Below are 20,579 nucleotides of genomic sequence, written 5' to 3' on the forward strand. Positions count from 1 at the left end.
GTAGCAGTTTCAAAAATAAAATAAGTTTGTTCCATATTAATCACAAACAATTATATCATGAAAACGCTATTTACAATCATTTTTGCACTACTTATTTCAATCACAACCCAAGCGCAATTGCAAACTTGTGACTGCAAAAAAGACTTAGATTACACTGTAGAAATTTTAAAGAAAACAGCATCGTATAAAGACCAAATCAAAGGTAAAAAGGAAACACTTTTTAATGAAACATATCAAAATTTAAGTTCCCAAATGTCAAATCCGTTGCCGTTAGAAGCATGCTTCAAATTACTATTAAAGCAAAAGCAACTCATTCTTGACCTTCACCAAGGCATTTTTTTTAAAACTGAAATGCTATCTGCTGAAATATTAAAAGATTCAACAAGTTTAAAAGATTTTAAAAATCAATCTTATTACAAAAGTCTTCCAAGGTTTTCAAAGAATTTAGAAGAACTTGAAAAAGTGCTAGCACAAAAACCTGAATCATCCCTAGAAGGAATCTATAAGTATGGTGAAATACAAAAAATAGGAATTTATGAAACTGAAAACCCCAACGTTTATGCAGGCGTTATTATTGAAAATACACTGCCACAATGGGAAATAGGTATGATAAAATTTTATGCGACAAATACAACAGCCAATAAGTATGATTTTTATATCTATAATGACCAAACGCTTTCTCCCAGCGTCGTTCCCAGTCTCACATTCGATAATGGCCGAATTTGGAATTACAAAGCAATAGGAAATGAAAATAATTTTGAACTTTCGCAAAATGAAGAAAAATGGCTGTTCAAACAATTAACCGAAAAAATTCAATACGTAGCTTTTAAAGATTTTAGCGCCTACTCAACTGAAAATAGAAACGCGGCCAAAACATTTTTGAAAGAACACAAGAAAAGCTTTACAGCACCCTATCTTATTGTAGATTTAAGAAACAACTCAGGTGGAAGCAAATACTTGTCAGATAAGTTTTTAAAGCCTTTTGAAAAGAGTGGCGCTACGATTTATGTGATTACAAATTCTTTTACAGGAAGCAATGGGGAGCAGTTTGCATCAAAAATTTCAAAAATCGAAAATAGCCTACATGTGGGACAAACAACATTCGGGATTTTAGCCTACGGCATTGATGACGCACCAGAAGGCTTTACTCCTTCAGGTAATTTTTATGTGCAAGGAACCAATATGGACTTCGGAAATGAATATCTCAAATATGAAGGAAGAGGCATTGAACCACAAATAAAATTGGATTTCAAAACAGATTGGATAAACCAAATAGAAACACTAATCAATCAAAATCAATAATTTAGCGTTTTCTGAATCTTTTAAATTTCAGAAAATAAAAATCCCGCAGTTGTGATTAGCTGCGGGATTTATTTTAATTTTTTAATGTCTTTCTTTTAAAACCTTTTCAATATCCTTTAACGAAAATCCCTTGGCCTGCAGTAACATCAAATAATGAAAAAGCAAATCTGCACTCTCGTTCAAGAATAAATTATCATCGTTATCTTTAGCTTCAATAACCACTTCTACAGCTTCCTCACCCACTTTTTGCGCGAGTTTATTAATTCCTTTTCTGAATAGAGACGCCACATAACTATCGGGATTGTCGAGATCATTTCTTCGGTTTTCAATGACTTTTTCTAATTCAGAAATGAAACCAAAACTTGAAATATTCTCTTCGCCCCAACAAGTAGCTGTACCTTTGTGGCAGGTTGGTCCTTTCGGATTTACTTGAATTAATAATGCATCATTATCACAATCCACAGCCAAAGAAACTAGGTTTAAAAAATTTCCACTCTCTTCACCTTTTGTCCATAAACGCTGTTTGCTTCGGCTAAAAAATGTCACTCTTTTTTCTTCCGAAGTCTTTAAATACGACTCTTCATTCATATATCCTAACATCAAGACATTTTTGGTCGTAGCATCTTGAATTACCACCGGCACAAGACCGTCACTATATTTTTTAAAATCTATTTTCATATCCATCTCCCACGGAATGGGAATTTATTTAAATTATTCTTCGTTTTAATTGCTTCGGAAATAGTAGCCAAACATTAAATCTTAGATTCTCAATTTAACTACAATCGCACCGAAACTCCCGCCGTTGCCAGTTCTCTTTTTAGTTCTTGAATCCCTATTTCTTTAAAATGAAACACACTGGCAGCTAATGCCGCGTCTGCTTTTCCGTTAGTAAAAGTATCTGTAAAATGCTGCACCTTCCCTGCTCCACCCGATGCGATTATAGGAATATTCAATAACTCCGAAAGTGTTGCCAAAGCTTCGTCTGCAAAACCATTTTTGGTTCCATCGTTATCCATTGATGTAAATAGAATTTCGCCAGCACCACGAGTTTCAACTTCCTTAGCCCAATCAAAAAGGTTGAGTTCGGTTGGAATCTTACCTCCCATTAAATGTACAATCCATTCTCCATTAATCTTTTTTGCATCGATAGCAACCACAATACATTGCGAGCCAAAAATGGCAGCCAACTCATTAATCAACTCAGGTCGTTTAATGGCAGAAGAATTTATGGAAACCTTGTCCGCTCCATTTTGTAACAGCAAAGCGACATCCTCCACGCTAGAAATTCCACCTCCCACCGTAAAAGGAATATTGATAGTTTTTGCCACATTCAACACCAAATTAGCCAAAGTTTTACGTCGTTCCTCCGTTGCCGAAATATCAAGAAATACCAATTCGTCCGCGCCTTCTTCGCTATATAATTTAGCAAGCTCCACGGGGTCACCCGCGTCTCTCAAATTAACAAAATTTACGCCTTTTACAGTACGCCCATTTTTGATATCCAAACATGGAATTATTCGTTTAGTTAAACTCATTGATAAAATTTTCTAGCTGTTTTAAAGTAATTCTATTTTCATAAATGGCTTTTCCAATAATTGTTCCTTCGCATCCCATTTCAGCCAATTTTGGTAATTCAGCAAACGTTGAAATTCCTCCCGAAGCAATCAATTTAATTTTTGAAACCTTACAATCGTTTAAAATTTTTTGATACAATTTATAAGAAGGACCTTCCAACATACCGTCTTTACTAATATCTGTACAAATTACATACTCAATTCCTTCTCGCTGATACTCTTGAATAAACGGAATCAACTCTTTATTACTCTCTTCCTGCCAACCACTAATTGCTATTTTTTCATTTTGGGCATCTGCCCCAAGTATGATTTTTTCGGCACCATATTTTGAAATCCAACTTTTGAAAGTTTCAGCATCCTTAACTGCAATGCTTCCTCCAGTGATTTGATTTGCACCACTTTCAAAAGCAATTTTTAAATCAGCGTCGGTTTTTAAACCTCCGCCAAAATCAATTTTTAAATTGGTTTTGGTTGCAATTTGTTCTAATACTTTATGGTTAACAATATGTTTGCTTTTCGCACCATCTAAGTCCACAAGATGCAGGTATTCAATACCGTGCGCTTCAAATTGTTTGGCAACCTCTAAAGGATACTCATTATATATTTTTTTTGTGTTGTAATCTCCCTTGGAAAGTCTAACGCACTTTCCGTCAATGATATCTATTGCTGGTATTATTCTCATCTTTTGCCCGTAAAAGCGGGCACCTTTATTTGTCTGGTTGAGCGCAGTCGAAACTTTACTGAAGCAGTATAATTAATAAATTACAAAGAGTTAACTTTCATTATATTTCTAATTTCATCACATCTTCAAAAAATTATGCAACACGTTCTCCCCTGCATTTCCACTTTTTTCGGGATGAAATTGGACTCCATAAAAATTATCCTGTTTTAATGCTGCTGAATAGTTTCCGTTGTAATCTGTTTCGGCAATTGTGTTGTTGCATACTGGCGCGTAAAAACTGTTAACCGTGTACATATATTCATTTTCTGAAATTTCAGAAAAAAGACCACTTTTTAAATTTGAAATAGTATTCCAACCTATCTGTGGCACTTTAACTTTTGAAGTGAATTTAATAACATCGACATCAAAAATTCCAAGTCCTTTTGTGGCGCCCTCTTCTGTGCCGTTACATAATAATTGCATGCCCAAACAGATACCCAAAACAGGTTGCTTTAAATTTGGAATCAATGTATCCAACTCAGAAATTCGGAGTTTTCCCATAGCACTACTTGCCTCGCCGACGCCTGGAAAAATAACATAATCGGCTTCTTTTATTTGGTCAACATCGCTAGTCAAAATACCTTCGTATCCTAAACGTTGCAGCGCAAATTGAATGCTTTTTATATTTCCCGCGCCATAATCTATAATTGCTATTTTTTTCATTTTATATGTTTACAGCATCCCTTTTGTACTTGGCAAAATCATTTTGTCTGCGTCTCTTTTAACCGCAACTTTAATCGCTTTTGCAAAGGCTTTAAAAATAGCTTCGATTTTGTGGTGCTCGTTTGTGCCTTCGGCTTTTATATTGAGATTTGCTTTTGCTCCGTCCGTGAAACTTTTAAAAAAATGGTAGAACATTTCGGTTGGCATTTTCCCAATCATTTCGCGTTTAAAATCGGCTTCCCAAACTAACCAGTTTCGGCCTCCAAAATCAATAGCAACCTGCGCTAAACAATCATCCATTGGCAAACAAAAACCGTAACGTTCAATGCCCAATTTATCACCCAATGCTTGACTGAAAACTTCACCCAAAGCAATAGCGGTGTCTTCAATAGTGTGGTGCTCATCCACTTCTAAATCGCCTTTTACGGAGATATTCAAATCCATTTGCCCGTGTCTGGCAATCTGATCAAGCATGTGATCAAAAAAAGCAATTCCAGTGTCGATATTTGATGTTCCTTTTCCGTCTAAATTGAGTTCGATTTTTATATCTGTTTCGTTCGTTATTCTTTCAATGGTAGCGACACGATTTTTCAGCTTTAGAAATTCATAAATCTTTTGCCAGTCATTGGTTTCAACGGAAATATATGTATCTAAATCATCTCGTTTTACAGTAATTTCCGAAGTACCTAAATTTGTTTCATCATTGATAAAAATTCCTTTTGAACCTAGATTTTTGGCCAATTCCATATCAGTCAATCTATCACCAATGACAAAACTGTTTTCAAGGTCATATTCCTCCGAAAAATACTCGGTTAAAAGTCCTGTGCCCGGTTTACGGGTGTTTGCATTTTCATGCGGAAATGTGCGATCCAAAAAAACTTTATCAAATTTTACTCCTTCATTTTCAAAAGATGTTAGGATAAAATTATGAACGGGCCAAAAGGTTTCTTCTGGGAAAACCTCTGTTCCTAGACCGTCTTGATTGGTAATCATTACCAATTCGTAATCCAATTCTTTTGCAATTTTACCAAGATATGTGAATGCCTTTGGGTAAAAAATCATTTTTTCAAAAGCATCGATTTGTTCGTCGATTGTCTCTTTTATGATGGTTCCATCTCTGTCAATAAATAATACTTTTTTCTTCATAATACAGTCCGCGAAAGCGAATATGTTATACCCTATTGAAATAGGTAATTTGTTAATCTAAATCTTTTAAAATTTGTATCAATTGCTCATTCTCGTTTTTAGTACCAACAGTAATTCGCAACGTATTTTCACAAAGTGCTTGTGTACTTCTATTTCGCACCACAATTCCCTTTTTAATTAATTGCTGATATCTTTTTGTGGCATCGTCTACTTTCAGCAAGACAAAATTGGCATCAGACGGATATACTTTTTCAACGAATGAAATTTCGTTTAAAGCATCCATTAAAATTTCTTTCTGCTCTATAATTGCTTCCACTTCATCCATCACATCTTCAATATTTACAAGTCTTTCAAAAGCGCGTTGTTGTGTAAGTTCATTTACATTATACGGTGGTTTTATTTTATTGAGAACTTTAATGATTGGGGGAGAGGCATAACAAATACCCAACCTAATTCCTGCAAGGCCGTACGCTTTTGACAATGTTTGAGTTACAACAAGATTTGGATATTCGCTCAATTTTGACATCCAACTTTCATTGGGTGAAAAATCAATATAAGCCTCGTCGATTACAACTAGTCCATTAAATTGTTCCAATAATTGTTTGATTGAAATTTCAGAAAAACTATTTCCCGTGGGGTTATTTGGAGAACAGAGAAATAATAATTTTGACTTGTTGTCTTGATTACTTAAAATTTCAGCAACATTAGGTTCAAAATTACTTGTCAATAAAACTTCTCTGTTTTCTATGGCATTGATTCCCGCAAGCACATTGTACATTCCATAAGTTGGTGGTAGCGTAATGATGTTATCTTTGTTGGGCTCGCAAAAAGCTCTGAACAATAAATCCAGCACTTCATCGCTTCCATTTCCTAACAAGATTTGTGTGGGGTTTATTCCTTTTTGAGCGCCCAAAATAGCTTTCACATCTCGCTGTTGTGGGTCTGGATATCGATTGACTTCACTTTCAAAAGGATTTTCGTTAGCGTCGAGAAATACCATATCGCCATCCATATCTTTGTACTCATCACGAGCACTGCTATACGGTTTTAACGCTGCCACATTGGGACGAATTAGCTTAGCGATATCAAACTGTTTTGTTTTCATACTCATTTTTTTAAGCTTTTTAATCGCAAGGTCACAGCATTTTTATGCGCTTGTAGTCCTTCAGCTTCTGCAATTATTTCGATGGAATTTCCAATATTTTGAATTCCTTTTTTTGATATTTTTTGAAATGTAATCGCTTTCAAAAAACTGTCAAGATTAACACCACTATATTGCTTAGCGTAGCCATTTGTGGGTAATGTATGATTCGTCCCCGAAGCGTAGTCTCCAGCACTCTCAGGAGTATAATTTCCTATAAATACTGAACCTGCATTTTCAACGCATTCTAAAAAATAACCTTCGTTTTCCGAAACTAAAATGTAGTGCTCCGGCGCGTATTCATTGATTAAATCAATTGCTTCATCTTCTGTTTCAACAAGAATTAACTTTGACTTTTCAATCGCTTTTGTGGCGATTTCTTTTCTTGGCAGTTTTTCTAGTTGCTTTAAAATTTCGGTCTCCGTGGCAACCATCATTTTTTCTGAAATTGTCACTAAAATCACTTGACTATCTGCACCATGCTCCGCTTGACTCAATAAATCGCTGGCAACAAACGCTGCATTTGCGCTGTCATCTGCGTACACTAACAATTCGCTGGGACCCGCAGGCATATCTATTGCTACTCCAAATTTAGTGGCGATTTGTTTTGCGACCGTGACAAATTGATTTCCGGGACCAAAAATTTTAGATACTTTTGGGATAGTTTCAGTACCAAAAGTCATCGCTCCAATGGCTTGAATTCCACCTACTTTAAAAACTTGAGAAACGCCGCAAAGTTTTGCTGTATAAACTATTGCAGGATTTATAATTCCGTTTTTATCGGGTGGTGTGCATAATATAATTTCTTTGCATCCGGCTAATCTTGCAGGAATGGCAAGCATTAAAATGGTTGAAAATAAAGGTGCAGTGCCGCCGGGAATATACAATCCCACTTTTTGAATGGGTCGCTTTTCTTGCCAGCAAACAACGCCTTCCATTGTTTCGACCATAACTTTCTCGGTCTTTTGAGCGTTATGAAAACGTTCGATATTTCCTTTTGCTACTTGAATGGCTTTTTTTAATTCTTCGGAAATTTCTGCTTCATTAAATTCTTTTTCTGAAACCATTAAATCATCCAACTGAACTCCGTCAAAGCGCTTTGTGTATTTGTGGACAGCAGTATTTCCGGTTAGTTTAATATCATTAAAAATTTCTAAAACCGTTTGTTCAATATCGCTTACCTCCTGTGTGGGGCGCTTTAACAAACTGCTCCAATTTTCTCTCTTAGGATATTTTATTTTTTTCATTTTGCCATCCCATCGCTTTTGATGGACTCCTTATTTCTGAATTATCTTAATTTTTAAATCTAAAGTCTTTTTATAACACCATCTTTTCAATGGGACAAACGAGAATGCCTTCGGCACCTGCTGCTTTTAATTGTTCTATGATTTCCCAAAATTTATCTTGGTCCACTACGCTATGGATACTGCTCCATCCTTCTTCGGCTAATGGCAAAATTGTTGGGCTTTTCATTCCTGGCAAAATTTTGGTGATTTCTTTTAATTTTTCGTTCGGAGCATTCAATAAAACATATCGTGAATTTTTTCCCTTTAAAACGGATGCTATTCTAAATTGCAGCGTGTCTAATATGGTAGAAATTTCCGAAGTTATTGAAGGGGATGCCGCTAACACAGCTTCACTTTTCATTAATACTTCAACCTCTTTAAGATTGTTTTTAAAAAGTGTACTACCACTACTCACTATATCGCAAATGGCATCTGCAAGACCTATATTTGGTGCAATCTCCACGCTTCCATTTATTACGTGTATTTCAGCTTCAAGGTTGTTTTTAGTCAAATATGCTTTTACTGTTTCGGGATATGAGGTCGCGATTCGTTTTCCATTTAAATCTTTACTGTTCTTGTATTTTGCTCCTTTTGGCACCGCTATAGAAACTCTGCATGTTGAGAATCCTAATTTTTCCTTAATTACTATTTCTCTTCCTTTTTCTACCAAAACATTCTCTCCAATGATGGCACAATCTACGACGCCGTCTTTTAAATATTGTGGTATGTCTCCATTGCGGAGATAAAAAACTTCCAACGGAAAGTTGCGCGCGGAAGCTTTTAATTGGTCTTTTCCATTATCTATTGAGATGCCGCAATCCTTAAGCAAATTAAGGGAGTCTTCATTGAGTCTCCCCGATTTCTGGATTGCAATTTTTAATTTTTTCATTGTATCATTTTTTTTAAAAACAAAAAACCCGTTTGAATGCTCAAACGGGTTAGAATATATTGTTGCTTTATGCAAAATCATTTCCTCCTCGCTAGAGCGTGGTTGTGAAAATGATGATGTGTAGTAAATAGTTTCATATTTTAAATGCAAACTTATGATTTTATTGTTGATAGTCTTGTAAAAAACATATTAAATTTTACAAAAAGTTAGCTTTTGATTTATTATGTTTGTTAATCATCCTCAAATTTTATTTCGATTGTCGCGTTTAGCAAAAAACCATGAAAAACTTTTTAGTAGCTTTCTTAATCTTTTTAGTCTGGGCCCTTTTTGCGCTTTGGCTATTTTCTTGGTTGGTCCCTTCAAGTAGGTTAATTTCTGAAAACGTTACTTCTACTTCGGAAATTGAAAAAATCAAAGATTTAAATAAAAGCGATTCTACCTTAATTGAAGAAGAAAAAAATACAGGTGGTGAAATTTCGGAAGACACCCTCGCAAGAATAAAAAATATTGCACACGTTGTTACTGGAATCAAGGCGCTAAATGAAGACAACGATATAATTTTTGCATTCGATGAAGGTATATCATTTAAAAAAAATCATAACACAATACTTTCTAATCCAAGTATTGTGGATTATAAGTACAAAGTGAACTCATATCTTATAGAACACCCTGATCAAGAAGTGCACATCAACTCTCTTTATAGTGCAGATGAAAATATTAAAAACCCCAATCTAGGTGTCCAGCGCGGAATGCTAATCAAAAAAATATTAGTGAATACGGGAGTGCCAGCTGAAAAAATTGTTGTTAAATCTATAATCAAAAATCTTAAATTTGACAACGATAGTATCTACAAGAATGCAATAGACTTTCAATTTGCCAAATTAAATAAGGATAGAATTGCTAATCAAGTTGAAGAAGTTACCGTAATGGACGTTCCAGATTCAATGCTGTTTTATCCCAACTATTCTTATGAAGGCCTTTTGGCAGATAAAAAACTTCAAGAACTTGCAACCAAAATCAATCAAATTACAACACAAAACCCCTATTTAAAAGTTATCATCGTTGGTTATACAGATAACCTCAATGATGCAAATGAAAATTACAGAATGGGCTTGGTTTACGCACAAGAAATAAAAGCATACCTTGTAAAAAAAGGATTTGTCAAAGAAGATAGAATTAGTGCAATTTCAAATGGTGAAATGTATCCCATACATAGTAATAGTACCGAAGAGGGACGCAGGTTAAATAAACGTATTGAAATAAAATTTAAGTAAGATATGAACTTAAAGTCATTTATAGAACTTCTTACAAGTCCTGCTTATTTAAGTATTCTACTACTTATGTTCAGTACTTTTATAATTGGGTATTTTTTTGGGTTGAGATTAACGAATTTCAAGAATAGAAAATTAATTGATAGGCTTAAAAAGGAGGTCAACAGTTTAAGGGCTTCAGATAAACCGCTCAATGAAATCGAAACACTTTTTTCTGAAATCAAACCGAAAAAAATTGATATTATTGATTCCGCGATCAAGGAAAAAGAGAAAATTAAAATTCCTCAACCTAAACAAGTTGTAGCCGAAAAGACAAGAAGCGAATATGTAAACTACTCCTCTGAAAAGCCACAATTAGATTTTGAAAGTTTTGGGTATGGAGACCCTTTAAATAGTGACCGACTTACAAAAATCAACGGTATTGGTCCTTACATTGAAGAAAAACTAAATGAAATAGGTATCTATAATTTTGACCAAATAAGTCGTTTGCAAATCAACGATATTCGTCTTATAACTACCCTCATAGATTTCTTTCCTGGACGTATAGAGCGTGACGATTGGATAGGTCAGGCAAAAGCTCTCAAATCCATACATTCTTAAATTATGCAGTTAGCCACCTTCGACTGGATTTTAATTGGTTCTTTTTTTATAATTTTCTTGGTCGTTGGGATTGTTGTTTCCAAAAAAGCTGGGAAAAGCTCGCAGGAATTTTTCCTTTCCGGAAGGAACATGCCTTGGTGGCTATTAGGAATTTCAATGGTCGCAACCACTTTTGCCGCAGATACTCCTGGATTAGTTACAGAGCTTGTGAGAGTGAACGGGGTCTCAGGAAACTGGGTGTGGTGGGCTATGTTGCTTACAGGAATGCTAACTGTTTTTTTCTATGCGAAATTATGGAGACGCTCAGGAATCAATACCGATTTAGAATTTTATGAACTCCGTTATTCTGGTAAATCCGCAAGTTTTTTAAGAGGATTTAGAGCAATTTATCTAGGCGTTATTTTCAACGTTATCACAATGGCTGGAGTTTGCCTTGCTGGTGCTAAAATTGCACATATTTTATTAGGTATTTCCCAATGGGAAACGTTACTATATTCATCTATTATTGTTGTAATATATTCTTCCCTCGGAGGGTTAAAAGGAGTTTTGATAACGGATATGATTCAATTCTTTATAGCAATGATTGGTTCTATCTGGGCAACGATTTATATCATTAATATGCCCGAAATTGGTGGACTTCAGGAATTACTCACTCATGAAAACGTAGCAGGAAAATTAAATATATTACCAGATTTCTCAAATAAAGAAATGCTCATCACTTTATTCATAATTCCATTTGCCGTACAATGGTGGAGCACATGGTATCCTGGTGCAGAGCCTGGTGGTGGTGGGTATATCGCGCAACGAATGCTTGCCGCGAAAGATGAAAAAAATGCGACTTGGGCGACGCTATTTTTTAATTTTGCACATTACGCTTTGCGTCCTTGGCCTTGGATTATGGTGGGATTAGCTTCTTTAGTTTTGTTCCCAAATTTAGATAGTTTGAGTACCGCATTCCCTAATTTAGAAAGCAACATGCAAGGTCATGATGTTGCCTATGCCGCAATGATGACGTATTTGCCCGCTGGACTTATAGGTATTGTTTTAACTTCTTTAATAGCCGCATTTATGAGTACTATTTCAACGCAGTTAAATTGGGGAAGCTCTTATATAGTAAATGATTTTTATGGTAGATTCATAAATGAAGATGCTACCGAAAAACAAAAAGTATTAGTCGGTAGAATTTCCACTGTATTATTAATGATTTGCGCTGCGTTATTTTCTTTTTATATCAAAAGTGCGAAAGATGTTTTTGATTTGTTACTTCAAATTGGAGCAGGTACAGGATTGCTATTTATTCTTCGCTGGTTTTGGAATCGTATTAACCCATATAGCGAAATTGCGGCGATGGTCATTTCGTTTATCATTGCCATTTTTTTCTTTATAAATAAAAAGCTAGCAACACCACTATTCGAAATAGAAGGGTATTGGCAATTGATTATTGGAGTAGCTATTACAACTGTTGGTTGGATTATTGTAACGCTGCTCACAAAGCCTACTGATGAAAAGACCATCAACAGTTTTGAATCTTTGATATTTGGTTCAGAAAGCAAATTTCATAATATCCAATATAAAATTTTAGGGTTTTTACTCGGTATCATCGCTACTTACAGCTTTCTTTTTGCCACAGGATATTATATCTACGGAAATGTAACTTATGCAGTATCTCTAACTGCTGTTTCCATAATCTGCACAGCCATATTAATTAAAATTTGGAAAAAAATTGTATAAAAAAAGCATCGTGAATTTCACGATGCTTTTTAAATTTTTATAAGTTCCTTAAAATTATTTATGGTGCATAAATGCTTGCTTTCCAAGTAATACCTCTTCTGTTTCTACATTATCTTCATCTGGCACACAACAGTCTACAGGACAAACGGCAGCACATTGTGGCTCCTCGTGGAACCCTTTGCACTCGGTACATTTATCTGCTACGATGTAGTAAATTTCATCGCTTACCGGTTCTTGCGTTTCACTTGCATCTACCGCTTTACCATTTGGTAAAACTACATTTCCTTCTAAGTCTGTTCCATCTGCGTATCTCCAGTCGTCTGCGCCCTCATAAATTGCCGTATTAGGACATTCTGGTTCGCATGCTCCACAGTTAATACACTCGTCTGTTATAATTATTGCCATTGGGGTTTCTTTTTCTAACTTTGCGCAAATTTAACGCCTAAGAACGGTAACTGCAAACGAAGTATGAAATTACAAGAAAGAATTAACGATTTTGCTAAATTAAGCAGTCAGTTAAAGATGCTAGTTTCTAACCCAGATAACGAAACATTTCAATCTGTTTTAAATTTGGCCAAAGCCAATAACGGTTGGTTTATTGAAGAAAATATAATACATGCTTTGAATAGCTGGAGTGAGGTGTTACAAAAAAATAACCTTGAAAAATGGGTTTCTAACTATCAAATTAAAGATGGTATGGTTCCCAAAACGATTGCTATTGTAATGGCAGGAAACATTCCTTTGGTAGGATTCCATGATTTTCTTTCGGTATTGATTTCAGGTAATCGCGTGTTGGCAAAGTTGTCTTCAAACGATAAAATATTGTTGCCTTTTTTGACTTCGGAAATTTTAAAAATCGAAGCTCGGTTTGCTGATTATATAACATTTACTGACGAAAAGTTAGAAAATTTTGATGCTGTAATCGCTACTGGAAGCAATAATACAGCGACTTATTTCGATTATTATTTCAGCAAATACCCTCACATTATTCGTAAAAACCGAAACAGTGTAGCCATCATTTCGGGAGAAGAAACTCCACAGCAAATGGAAGCATTGAGTGAAGATATCTTTAGGTATTTTGGACTGGGTTGTCGCAACGTTTCAAAAATATACGTGCCAGAAAAATATGATTGGAACCACTTTTTTAACAATATGTTTGTTCAAAAGCAGATTATAAACAATCATAAATACGCTAACAACTATGATTATAATAAAGCCGTGTATTTGATGAGTAACATTAAACTGTTAGATAATGAGTTTATGTTATTGAAAAACGATAAAGGGTTCTCCTCTCCTATTTCGGTGGTTTTCTACGAAAATTATGAATCAAAAGAAACGCTAAGGGCAAAACTCCTTTCAGAAAAAGAAAAGATTCAGTGTGTGGTTTCGGCAACAGATGTTCCTTTTGGAGAAGCTCAAAATCCGCAGCTGTGGGAATATGCAGATGGCGTTGATACGTTGGATTTTTTAATTAATCTTTAATATTTATATCATTAATTTTACTTCAAAGTATCCAGGTATTAATTTCTGTAACCCCTTTAATCAAAAACATCTCGTTTTTGTTAAAAACCTCTTCAATTGTTTAATAACTTAAAATAGATTTAACGAAGTTTCATCTTCAATTTACAATCTTTGTATCCTTAAAATTTCAGCAACATGAAAAAACATAATTTTAGCGCAGGTCCCTGTGTTTTACCTCAGTCGGTTTTACAAAAAGCAAGCGAAGCAGTTCTTAATTTTGACGGGTTAGACCTATCATTAATCGAGATTTCGCATCGTAGTAAAAACTTTGTGAATGTCATGGACCGTGCTTGCGAATTAGCTTTGGAGCATTTAGGCTTACAAGATCAAGGATATAAAGCGTTATTTTTACAAGGTGGTGCGAGTATGGAGTTTTTAATGGTTGCTTATAATTTTTTAGAAAAAAAAGCAGGATATCTCAATACTGGAACTTGGTCAGACAAGGCTATAAAAGAAGCCAAATTATTTGGGGAAGTTGTTGAAGTGGCTTCTTCAAAAGATGCTAATTTTAATTTTATACCAAAAAACTACAGCATACCTTCTGGTTTAGATTATTTTCATTGTACGAGTAACAATACAATTTTTGGAACGCAAATGAATAGTTTTCCAGAGGTTGATTGTCCACTTATTTGTGATATGAGTAGCGATATTTTTTCCCGTGTGTTAGATTTCAGCAAGTTTGATTTAATTTATGCAGGCGCTCAAAAAAATATGGGTCCCGCTGGCACAACGCTCGTTGTTGTAAAAGAAGAAGTGCTTGGGCAGGTTTCAAGAAAAATACCATCAATGATGGATTACAAAGTGCATATTTCAAAAGAAAGTATGTTCAACACACCTGCGGTATTTCCCGTGTATGTATCTATGTTAACGCAGGAATGGTTGAAAGAATTGGGCGGTGTTGCGAGCATTGAAAATTTGAACAATAAAAAAGCCGAAATAATCTATAATGAAATTGATCGTAATCCATTATTCAAAGGATTTGTGGCAAATAAAGAAGACCGTTCAAAAATGAATGCAACCTTCTCTTTAGTAGATGAAACTCATAAATCAAATTTTGATGTACTTTGGGCCGAAGCCGGCATCAATGGATTAAATGGACATAGAAGCGTGGGCGGTTACAGAGCATCTATGTACAACGCATTATCCATAGAAAGTGTAGAAGTACTTGTTGATGTAATGCAACAATTAGAGAAAAAAGCTTAATTCAATAGTAACTATAAATAACTAAGATTTGAAAGTATTAGCAAACGACGGAGTATCACAATCAGGAATTGACGCACTTGAAAAAGCGGGTTTTGAAGTAATTACAACCAAAGTTGCTCAAGAGCAATTGGTATCGTTTATCAATGAAAATAACATCGATGTTTTATTAGTGAGAAGTGCAACTACTGCTCGCAAAGAACTCATTGACGCTTGCCCTAGCCTAAAAGTCATTGGACGTGGCGGTGTGGGAATGGATAATATAGATGTTACCTATGCCCGCGAAAAAGGACTGGACGTAATCAATACTCCAGCAGCATCTTCATCATCTGTAGCAGAGCTTGTTTTTGCACATCTATTTGGTGGAGTTCGTTATTTACACGATGCTAATCGAAATATGCCACTTGATGGCGATTCGAGATTTAAAGACCTTAAAAAAAATTATGCAAAAGGAAGTGAGCTACGCGGAAAAACAATAGGGATTATTGGATTTGGACGCATAGGTCGCGAAGTTGCAAAAATTGCTTTAGGTTGCGGTATGAAAGTAATTGCGAGTGATAGCTATGTAGGTGAAGCAGATATTACATTAGACTTTTACGATGGACAAAAAGTGACTTTAAAGATTAAAACAGCCCCAGTTGACGAATTAATACAACACTCAGATTTCATTACACTGCACGTACCAGCACAAAAGGATTACATTATAGGCAAAGCCGAAATTTCTAAAATGAAAGACGGTGCCGCAATTATTAATGCTGCACGCGGTGGAGTAATTGATGAAGTTGCCTTAGTCGAAGCACTAGATAGTGGAAAACTTTCATTTGCAGGATTGGATACCTTTGAGCAAGAGCCAACACCAGCAATCAAAGTTTTAATGAATCATCGTATTTCTTTGAGTCCGCACATTGGTGCTGCCACCAATGAAGCGCAGGATAGAATAGGGACAGAACTCGCATCTCAAATTATTGAAATTCTAGGGTAGAAAACCCTTAAAATATTCCCTTAACCGAAAACAAGCTATTACAGCCTGTTTTCGGTTTTTTTGTGTAATGAATTTGTCATTTTTTTTAGTAAATTACAGTTCAATTTTTTAAAGAAAACAACAATGTCAGGAATTTTAGACTTATTGAATAGTGACATGGGACGCCAAATGATTGGTGGCCTTAGTCAAGAAACAAATCAACCAGCAGATAAGACTGCATCTGTATTAACAGCTGCGCTACCCTTGCTCATGGGTGCCATGAAACGTAACGCAAATAGCCCAGAGGGAGCCGCAGGATTAATGAACGCTATTAAAAGCAAACATGATGGAAGCATCTTGGATAATCTTAGCGGCCTTTTTGGTGGTGGTGTTAACGAAGACGTCAAACAAGATGGTTTGGGAATTTTAGGACACGTTCTTGGAGGTTCTCAGGATAACGTAGTTGGTGCAGTTTCAAAAAAATCTGGTGTTGATACTAATGGAGTGATGCAAATTCTTCAAGTGGCTGCTCCTATTTTGTTGGGAATGATTGGAAAACAATCAAAACAACAAAATGTAAGTTCATCTGGTGGTATAGGTGATTTACTTGGTAATCTTATGGGAGGAGGCAAACAACAGCCAAAACAACAAAGCTTGATCGAATCTATTCTTGATGGAAATAATGACGGTAGTGTTATTGATGATATCGCAGGAATGGTTTTAGGCGGAGGAAATAAAAGTAAAGGCGGAGGTCTCGGTGGATTATTAGGCGGATTTTTTGGAAAATAAATCTATACATTAAAGTAGTATAGGCTGTTTCATTAACTTGGGGCAGCTTTTTTTTATAAAACAAAGTTAAAAACAATCCCTCGCCTTTTTGTTTTGCTAACTTTGTTGAAAAACAATCTTATGAAATATTTAGTCACTTTAGTACTTGTTATTTGTGCATTCGTAAGCTGTGAGTCCAATAAAAAAATTATTGAAAATACTACTTCTGAAACGGTTGCTACAGATACCATCAAGATTGTAAATGAAGAACTCGAATATGAGATTATCATTCTCGAACAAGGCTTTGAGCGTTATTTAAGCACGCAACCCAATGAAGATTTTTACGGCATCTCTTTTTTAGAAGGAAAAAACGCGTTCTATACTTTAGAATATAATCGCCGCGTGAGAGACATCAACTACTCAAGAGATCTATATCCACAAGAAATTAATTACAATATTAATGTTCACTACGGTCAAGAGGTAAATTACTTACTATACATGTATTTCCAGTTTTTCGAACAGAAATATAATCAAAGACTCAAATGAGAAAACTAAAGGAACGTTGGAATATTAACTCAAATTTGCGCTTAATTATAATTTTTGTTGTGTTTGCAATTACAGGAAGTACAGCCGCTAAATTTGCTGCACCAATTACAGATGCTTTCGGGATTACAAAGGAAATGGGGTGGATTGTATATTGGCCATTTAGAATTCTTATTATATTTCCTGTATATCAAGTTTTGTTGGTTTTTTTTGGATGGCTTTTTGGTGAATTTGAATTTTTCTGGGAGTTTGAAAAGAAAATGCTAAAATTCTTAAAATTAGGATTTCTATTTAACGACTAATGATTAAAAAGGTTAAAAGTTAAGCTGAAATATAACTTAACTTTTAACCTTTTTTTTTTAGAATCAAACACTGCTCCCTTATAAAGCCAATGAGTAAATTTATTTTTCTACTATCTCTACTTCAATATGTTGCATTTTGCTGGGAGTTTCTTTTTTCCAGACAAAATTGTACAACCACATAAGTGTAAAGGTTGGAACAATATCTGTAAAAGGAAGAATTTCTTCAATAAATACAATTACGGAAGCTATTTTACCTTCTTTACCTTTGTACATTTCACTCATTTGTCTGGCTGCATAAGGCGCCCAGATAATATCTAGAAATGGACCAATTAATGGAATAAAGCTAGTTGCCATACCAATGACATCATAGATAAGACTTTTTCTAAGTAGGGATGATTTTGAGGTTTGCATGTTGTTGCGTGTTATTAAATTACTGACAAATAGAGAGCAATAAGTGTTCCAAAATTTTTACTAATAGTTTGTAGTTTTTTTGGCGAAATGTTACTGATTTCAAAATGAATATCCCACAAACGAGCATGTTGGAGTTTGTTTCTGAAAGTAAACGTTGCCAAACATCTAATATAAATCACTAACTCCACACAAAATTCCTAAACCTCAAAAGCCTTCCCATCTGCTGCCAACACTGTGGTTTTAAAAATAGTCTGCGCTTCTGCTTTAAAGAGTTCGTAGTTTCCATAACGTCCAGAATAATGGCCTAGGATTAATGTGCCCACATTGGCATCCTTTGCAATTTGCGCAGCTTCTTTAGCGGTACTGTGTTTTGTTTTTACGGCGAGGTCCTGATTATCGTGTAAAAAAGTGGACTCGTGATATAATAATGTTGCATCCTTTATTTGTGGGACTATTTGAGGATAGTATTCTGTATCACTGCAATAAGCGTAGCTTTTAGGAACTGGTGGATCAAAAGTGATTTCTTTGTTTGATATTTTTTTTCCATCTTTAGTAATAGCATCTAAGCCTTGTTTTATCTTACGATAGTAGCTCATTTCCACATTCAGCGCCCTTGCCTTTTCAATATCCAAAATACGTTCGCCAGGTTTCTCTTTGAAAAAAAATCCGTTGGTATATATCCTATGACTTAAAGGAATGGTTGTCACGGTTATTTTATCATCTTCAAAAATAACTTGTGGGGCATCGCTTACCAACTCGTGGAAATAGAGATTATAATTTGTGTAACTCTTACCTAATTTTAATTGGAGCAATATGGCTTCTTTTATTCCCTTAGGGCCATATACGTGCATATCTGCTTCCCTACCCAGTAATCTAAAAGTAGATATCAAACCAACTAAACCAAAAAAATGGTCGCCGTGCAAATGCGAAATAAAGATGTGTTTAATGCGTGAAAATTTAACCTTAAACCTGCGAAGTTGAACTTGAGTACCTTCAGCGCAATCTATCAAAAATAAATGTCCTTTGACTTCTAAAACTTGTGACGTAGGGTTTGCATCCCAGCGAGGGGTAGCAGAGTGACAGCCTAATATTGTTAGTTTCAATAAAGAAGTTTAAAAGTTAATAGTATATGGTTGAAGTTAACTCAGTACTAAAATTTAGCCTTAATTTAAAATTCAAAAAATTTTAAATTCCTGCTTCGTAACCCTTAAATTGCTAAAAGCCTAAATCTCTTTCAATTTCTTCCATTTCCACCACATCTTCTCCTTCTTGCAAGGTGGGAACTACCATAATTTCTGGTGGGACAATATCAATATCCAAATCATTATTTACCAAAATAAAAGACTGTTTTGTCTTTCGGTGCGATGTAGAAATTTTTAAGAACAACAGCAAATCTTGAAGACTCATATTGCTGTACTTCAATAAATTAACTATGATATTTTGGCCTTTGTACGCTTTTGGGATTATGAATTCTAAGTAAGAGGCAAAATCTTTAATATCATCTTTTTCATCCTCAAGAATTACAAACGTATCTGTACTTCTAATTTTCATATTGTTTAATTTTTGAAGCTAATAAATATACCACTGCCATTCGCACTGCAACTCCATTTTGTACTTGGTCTAAAATAATTGCTTGTTTGCTGTCAGCCACATCGCTCGTAATCTCCACTCCCCTATTTATGGGGCCTGGGTGCATTACAACGATTTCTTTATTTAGTGAATTCAATAGTTTTTTATTGACCCCAAACTGTTGCGTATATTCTCTCGTTGATGGAAAATAACTAATGTCCATACGCTCATTTTGAACTCGCAACATGTTTGCCACATCGCACCAATTTAACGCTTTCTCTAAGTTAGGCTCAAAAACAACACCTAAACTTTCAATATGTTTTGGCATTAATGTTTTAGGTCCACATACTTTTACATTTGCTCCTAATTTTTGCAAAGCGAAAATGTTTGACAATGCAACCCTAGAATGCAAAATATCACCAACGATAACCACATTCTTCCCTGCAACATCACCCAACTTTTCTCTAATTGAATAACAGTCTAACAGCGCTTGCGTAGGGTGTTCGTGGGCTCCATCGCCCGCATTTATAATACTTGCGTTTATATGTTTTGACAAAAATACTCCCGCGCCGGGATTTGGGTGACGCATTACAACCATATCTACTTTCATAGATAAAATATTGTTTACGGTATCTACCAACGTTTCCCCTTTCTTCACAGAAGATGATGCTGCCGAAAAATTAACAACATCTGCACTCAAGCGCTTTTCTGCAAGTTCAAAAGATAGTCTTGTACGCGTACTATTTTCAAAAAACAAATTGGCAATGGTTATGTCACGAAGTGATGGAACTTTTTTGATAGGCCGATTTATGACCTCCTTAAAATGGTCAGCCGTCTCAAATATCAACTGGATATCTGCTTCGGTGATGTATTTAATTCCAAGTAAGTGGTTGACACTTAGTTCGCTCATGCTATTTTTTATCGTTTTGCTTTCGCTATTTTTTTCTATCTCTTACGAAATTTTAAAACAATGCTTATTT

At 35.2% G+C, this 20,579-nt stretch carries 23 protein-coding genes; 10 read left to right on the forward strand and 13 right to left on the reverse strand.

Features of this window, described 5'->3' with window-relative positions; translation table 11 throughout:
* Positions 1-57 precede the first annotated feature (57 nt).
* Complete coding sequence (locus ACSHW7_RS06900) at positions 58-1,302, forward strand: hypothetical protein (RefSeq protein WP_435678598.1); 1,245 nt, start codon at positions 58-60, stop codon at positions 1,300-1,302.
* 81 nt (positions 1,303-1,383) lie between these two features.
* Here the strand turns inward: ACSHW7_RS06900 and hisIE are convergent, their stop codons facing one another.
* The 8 genes from hisIE to hisG all read right to left on the reverse strand — a co-directional run bounded on the left by hisIE (position 1,384) and on the right by hisG (position 8,722).
* Positions 1,384-1,980: a bifunctional phosphoribosyl-AMP cyclohydrolase/phosphoribosyl-ATP diphosphatase HisIE gene (hisIE, locus tag ACSHW7_RS06905; protein WP_435678599.1), complete on the reverse strand. Its 597-nt coding sequence runs from the start codon at positions 1,978-1,980 to the stop codon at positions 1,384-1,386.
* 98 nt (positions 1,981-2,078) lie between these two features.
* The gene (gene hisF / locus ACSHW7_RS06910; RefSeq protein ID WP_435678600.1) at positions 2,079-2,837 is read right to left on the reverse strand and encodes an imidazole glycerol phosphate synthase subunit HisF; all 759 of its coding nucleotides are present in this window, start codon (positions 2,835-2,837) and stop codon (positions 2,079-2,081) included.
* Positions 2,824-3,558, reverse strand: coding sequence for a 1-(5-phosphoribosyl)-5-[(5-phosphoribosylamino)methylideneamino]imidazole-4-carboxamide isomerase (gene hisA, locus ACSHW7_RS06915; RefSeq protein ID WP_435678601.1), 735 nt, complete (start codon positions 3,556-3,558; stop codon positions 2,824-2,826). The genes hisF and hisA overlap by 14 nt, the downstream gene beginning before the upstream one ends.
* A gap of 117 nt (positions 3,559-3,675) precedes the next feature.
* Positions 3,676-4,260, reverse strand: coding sequence for an imidazole glycerol phosphate synthase subunit HisH (gene hisH, locus ACSHW7_RS06920; protein ID WP_435678602.1), 585 nt, complete (start codon positions 4,258-4,260; stop codon positions 3,676-3,678).
* A gap of 9 nt (positions 4,261-4,269) precedes the next feature.
* Positions 4,270-5,406, reverse strand: coding sequence for a bifunctional histidinol-phosphatase/imidazoleglycerol-phosphate dehydratase HisB (gene hisB / locus ACSHW7_RS06925; protein ID WP_435678603.1), 1,137 nt, complete (start codon positions 5,404-5,406; stop codon positions 4,270-4,272).
* Between the two features lie 52 nt (positions 5,407-5,458).
* A complete protein-coding gene (hisC, locus tag ACSHW7_RS06930; RefSeq protein ID WP_435678604.1) occupies positions 5,459-6,511 on the reverse strand; it encodes a histidinol-phosphate transaminase in 1,053 nt (350 codons plus the stop codon).
* A gap of 2 nt (positions 6,512-6,513) precedes the next feature.
* The gene (hisD, locus tag ACSHW7_RS06935; RefSeq protein ID WP_435678605.1) at positions 6,514-7,794 is read right to left on the reverse strand and encodes a histidinol dehydrogenase; all 1,281 of its coding nucleotides are present in this window, start codon (positions 7,792-7,794) and stop codon (positions 6,514-6,516) included.
* Positions 7,795-7,864: 70 nt separating this feature from the next.
* Positions 7,865-8,722, reverse strand: coding sequence for an ATP phosphoribosyltransferase (gene hisG, locus ACSHW7_RS06940; RefSeq protein ID WP_435678606.1), 858 nt, complete (start codon positions 8,720-8,722; stop codon positions 7,865-7,867).
* A gap of 278 nt (positions 8,723-9,000) precedes the next feature.
* Between hisG and ACSHW7_RS06945 the strand changes: the two genes are divergently transcribed.
* Genes ACSHW7_RS06945 through ACSHW7_RS06955 form a run of 3 tightly spaced genes read left to right on the forward strand, consistent with a single transcriptional unit; the run spans position 9,001 to position 12,324 of the window.
* A complete protein-coding gene (locus ACSHW7_RS06945; protein WP_435678607.1) occupies positions 9,001-9,996 on the forward strand; it encodes an OmpA family protein in 996 nt (331 codons plus the stop codon).
* A gap of 3 nt (positions 9,997-9,999) precedes the next feature.
* Positions 10,000-10,593 (forward strand): hypothetical protein, encoded by a 594-nt coding sequence (locus ACSHW7_RS06950; RefSeq protein WP_435678608.1) that lies wholly within the window; start codon positions 10,000-10,002, stop codon positions 10,591-10,593.
* A 3-nt stretch (positions 10,594-10,596) separates the two neighbouring features.
* Positions 10,597-12,324 carry a sodium:solute symporter family protein gene (locus ACSHW7_RS06955; RefSeq protein WP_435678609.1) on the forward strand — a complete coding sequence of 576 codons (1,728 nt, stop codon included), beginning with the start codon at positions 10,597-10,599 and terminating at the stop codon, positions 12,322-12,324.
* Positions 12,325-12,378: 54 nt separating this feature from the next.
* Here ACSHW7_RS06955 and ACSHW7_RS06960 read toward each other — a convergent pair whose 3' ends face one another.
* Positions 12,379-12,729 (reverse strand): 4Fe-4S dicluster domain-containing protein, encoded by a 351-nt coding sequence (locus ACSHW7_RS06960; RefSeq protein ID WP_435678610.1) that lies wholly within the window; start codon positions 12,727-12,729, stop codon positions 12,379-12,381.
* A gap of 63 nt (positions 12,730-12,792) precedes the next feature.
* On the opposite strand from ACSHW7_RS06960, the gene ACSHW7_RS06965 reads away from it, so the two are divergent.
* From ACSHW7_RS06965 to ACSHW7_RS06990, 6 genes are all read left to right on the forward strand, one after another.
* Positions 12,793-13,806 (forward strand): acyl-CoA reductase, encoded by a 1,014-nt coding sequence (locus ACSHW7_RS06965; protein WP_435678611.1) that lies wholly within the window; start codon positions 12,793-12,795, stop codon positions 13,804-13,806.
* 174 nt (positions 13,807-13,980) lie between these two features.
* Entirely contained in the window at positions 13,981-15,048 is a 1,068-nt protein-coding gene (serC, locus tag ACSHW7_RS06970) for a 3-phosphoserine/phosphohydroxythreonine transaminase (RefSeq protein WP_435678612.1), read from the forward strand.
* A 28-nt stretch (positions 15,049-15,076) separates the two neighbouring features.
* Entirely contained in the window at positions 15,077-16,027 is a 951-nt protein-coding gene (locus ACSHW7_RS06975; protein ID WP_435678613.1) for a D-2-hydroxyacid dehydrogenase, read from the forward strand.
* A gap of 123 nt (positions 16,028-16,150) precedes the next feature.
* A complete protein-coding gene (locus ACSHW7_RS06980; RefSeq protein WP_435678614.1) occupies positions 16,151-16,795 on the forward strand; it encodes a DUF937 domain-containing protein in 645 nt (214 codons plus the stop codon).
* Positions 16,796-16,915: 120 nt separating this feature from the next.
* Complete coding sequence (locus ACSHW7_RS06985; RefSeq protein ID WP_435678615.1) at positions 16,916-17,320, forward strand: DUF6146 family protein; 405 nt, start codon at positions 16,916-16,918, stop codon at positions 17,318-17,320.
* On the forward strand, positions 17,317-17,619 hold the full coding sequence (locus tag ACSHW7_RS06990; RefSeq protein ID WP_435678616.1) for a DUF6787 family protein: 303 nt from the start codon (positions 17,317-17,319) through the stop codon (positions 17,617-17,619). The genes ACSHW7_RS06985 and ACSHW7_RS06990 overlap by 4 nt, the downstream gene beginning before the upstream one ends.
* A 99-nt stretch (positions 17,620-17,718) precedes the next feature.
* Here the strand turns inward: ACSHW7_RS06990 and ACSHW7_RS06995 are convergent, their stop codons facing one another.
* The 4 genes from ACSHW7_RS06995 to ACSHW7_RS07010 form a co-directional block, all read right to left on the reverse strand.
* On the reverse strand, positions 17,719-18,030 hold the full coding sequence (locus tag ACSHW7_RS06995; protein WP_435678617.1) for a hypothetical protein: 312 nt from the start codon (positions 18,028-18,030) through the stop codon (positions 17,719-17,721).
* Positions 18,031-18,227: 197 nt separating this feature from the next.
* Positions 18,228-19,133 (reverse strand): ribonuclease Z, encoded by a 906-nt coding sequence (locus tag ACSHW7_RS07000; protein WP_435678618.1) that lies wholly within the window; start codon positions 19,131-19,133, stop codon positions 18,228-18,230.
* A 112-nt stretch (positions 19,134-19,245) separates the two neighbouring features.
* Positions 19,246-19,581, reverse strand: a complete 336-nt coding sequence (locus ACSHW7_RS07005) for a ribonuclease Z (protein WP_435678619.1) — start codon at positions 19,579-19,581, stop codon at positions 19,246-19,248.
* The gene (locus ACSHW7_RS07010; RefSeq protein ID WP_435678620.1) at positions 19,571-20,509 is read right to left on the reverse strand and encodes an aspartate carbamoyltransferase catalytic subunit; all 939 of its coding nucleotides are present in this window, start codon (positions 20,507-20,509) and stop codon (positions 19,571-19,573) included. The genes ACSHW7_RS07005 and ACSHW7_RS07010 overlap by 11 nt, the downstream gene beginning before the upstream one ends.
* Between the last annotated feature and the right edge of the window lie 70 nt (positions 20,510-20,579).

Source organism: Patiriisocius sp., assembly GCF_051252435.1.
GTDB lineage: Bacteria > Bacteroidota > Bacteroidia > Flavobacteriales > Flavobacteriaceae > Patiriisocius.

Bases quoted from the DNA above. Each gene is read 5' to 3' on its own strand.
- ACSHW7_RS06900 (WP_435678598.1), top strand. From the start codon at position 58: ATGAAAACGCTATTTACAATCATTTTTGCACTACTTATTTCAATCACA.
- hisIE (WP_435678599.1), bottom strand. From the start codon at position 1,980: ATGAAAATAGATTTTAAAAAATATAGTGACGGTCTTGTGCCGGTGGTA.
- hisF (WP_435678600.1), bottom strand. From the start codon at position 2,837: ATGAGTTTAACTAAACGAATAATTCCATGTTTGGATATCAAAAATGGG.
- hisA (WP_435678601.1), bottom strand. From the start codon at position 3,558: ATGAGAATAATACCAGCAATAGATATCATTGACGGAAAGTGCGTTAGA.
- hisH (WP_435678602.1), bottom strand. From the start codon at position 4,260: ATGAAAAAAATAGCAATTATAGATTATGGCGCGGGAAATATAAAAAGC.
- hisB (WP_435678603.1), bottom strand. From the start codon at position 5,406: ATGAAGAAAAAAGTATTATTTATTGACAGAGATGGAACCATCATAAAA.
- hisC (WP_435678604.1), bottom strand. From the start codon at position 6,511: ATGAAAACAAAACAGTTTGATATCGCTAAGCTAATTCGTCCCAATGTG.
- hisD (WP_435678605.1), bottom strand. From the start codon at position 7,794: ATGAAAAAAATAAAATATCCTAAGAGAGAAAATTGGAGCAGTTTGTTA.
- hisG (WP_435678606.1), bottom strand. From the start codon at position 8,722: ATGAAAAAATTAAAAATTGCAATCCAGAAATCGGGGAGACTCAATGAA.
- ACSHW7_RS06945 (WP_435678607.1), top strand. From the start codon at position 9,001: ATGAAAAACTTTTTAGTAGCTTTCTTAATCTTTTTAGTCTGGGCCCTT.
- ACSHW7_RS06950 (WP_435678608.1), top strand. From the start codon at position 10,000: ATGAACTTAAAGTCATTTATAGAACTTCTTACAAGTCCTGCTTATTTA.
- ACSHW7_RS06955 (WP_435678609.1), top strand. From the start codon at position 10,597: ATGCAGTTAGCCACCTTCGACTGGATTTTAATTGGTTCTTTTTTTATA.
- ACSHW7_RS06960 (WP_435678610.1), bottom strand. From the start codon at position 12,729: ATGGCAATAATTATAACAGACGAGTGTATTAACTGTGGAGCATGCGAA.
- ACSHW7_RS06965 (WP_435678611.1), top strand. From the start codon at position 12,793: ATGAAATTACAAGAAAGAATTAACGATTTTGCTAAATTAAGCAGTCAG.
- serC (WP_435678612.1), top strand. From the start codon at position 13,981: ATGAAAAAACATAATTTTAGCGCAGGTCCCTGTGTTTTACCTCAGTCG.
- ACSHW7_RS06980 (WP_435678614.1), top strand. From the start codon at position 16,151: ATGTCAGGAATTTTAGACTTATTGAATAGTGACATGGGACGCCAAATG.
- ACSHW7_RS06985 (WP_435678615.1), top strand. From the start codon at position 16,916: ATGAAATATTTAGTCACTTTAGTACTTGTTATTTGTGCATTCGTAAGC.
- ACSHW7_RS06990 (WP_435678616.1), top strand. From the start codon at position 17,317: ATGAGAAAACTAAAGGAACGTTGGAATATTAACTCAAATTTGCGCTTA.
- ACSHW7_RS06995 (WP_435678617.1), bottom strand. From the start codon at position 18,030: ATGCAAACCTCAAAATCATCCCTACTTAGAAAAAGTCTTATCTATGAT.
- ACSHW7_RS07005 (WP_435678619.1), bottom strand. From the start codon at position 19,581: ATGAAAATTAGAAGTACAGATACGTTTGTAATTCTTGAGGATGAAAAA.
- ACSHW7_RS07010 (WP_435678620.1), bottom strand. From the start codon at position 20,509: ATGAGCGAACTAAGTGTCAACCACTTACTTGGAATTAAATACATCACC.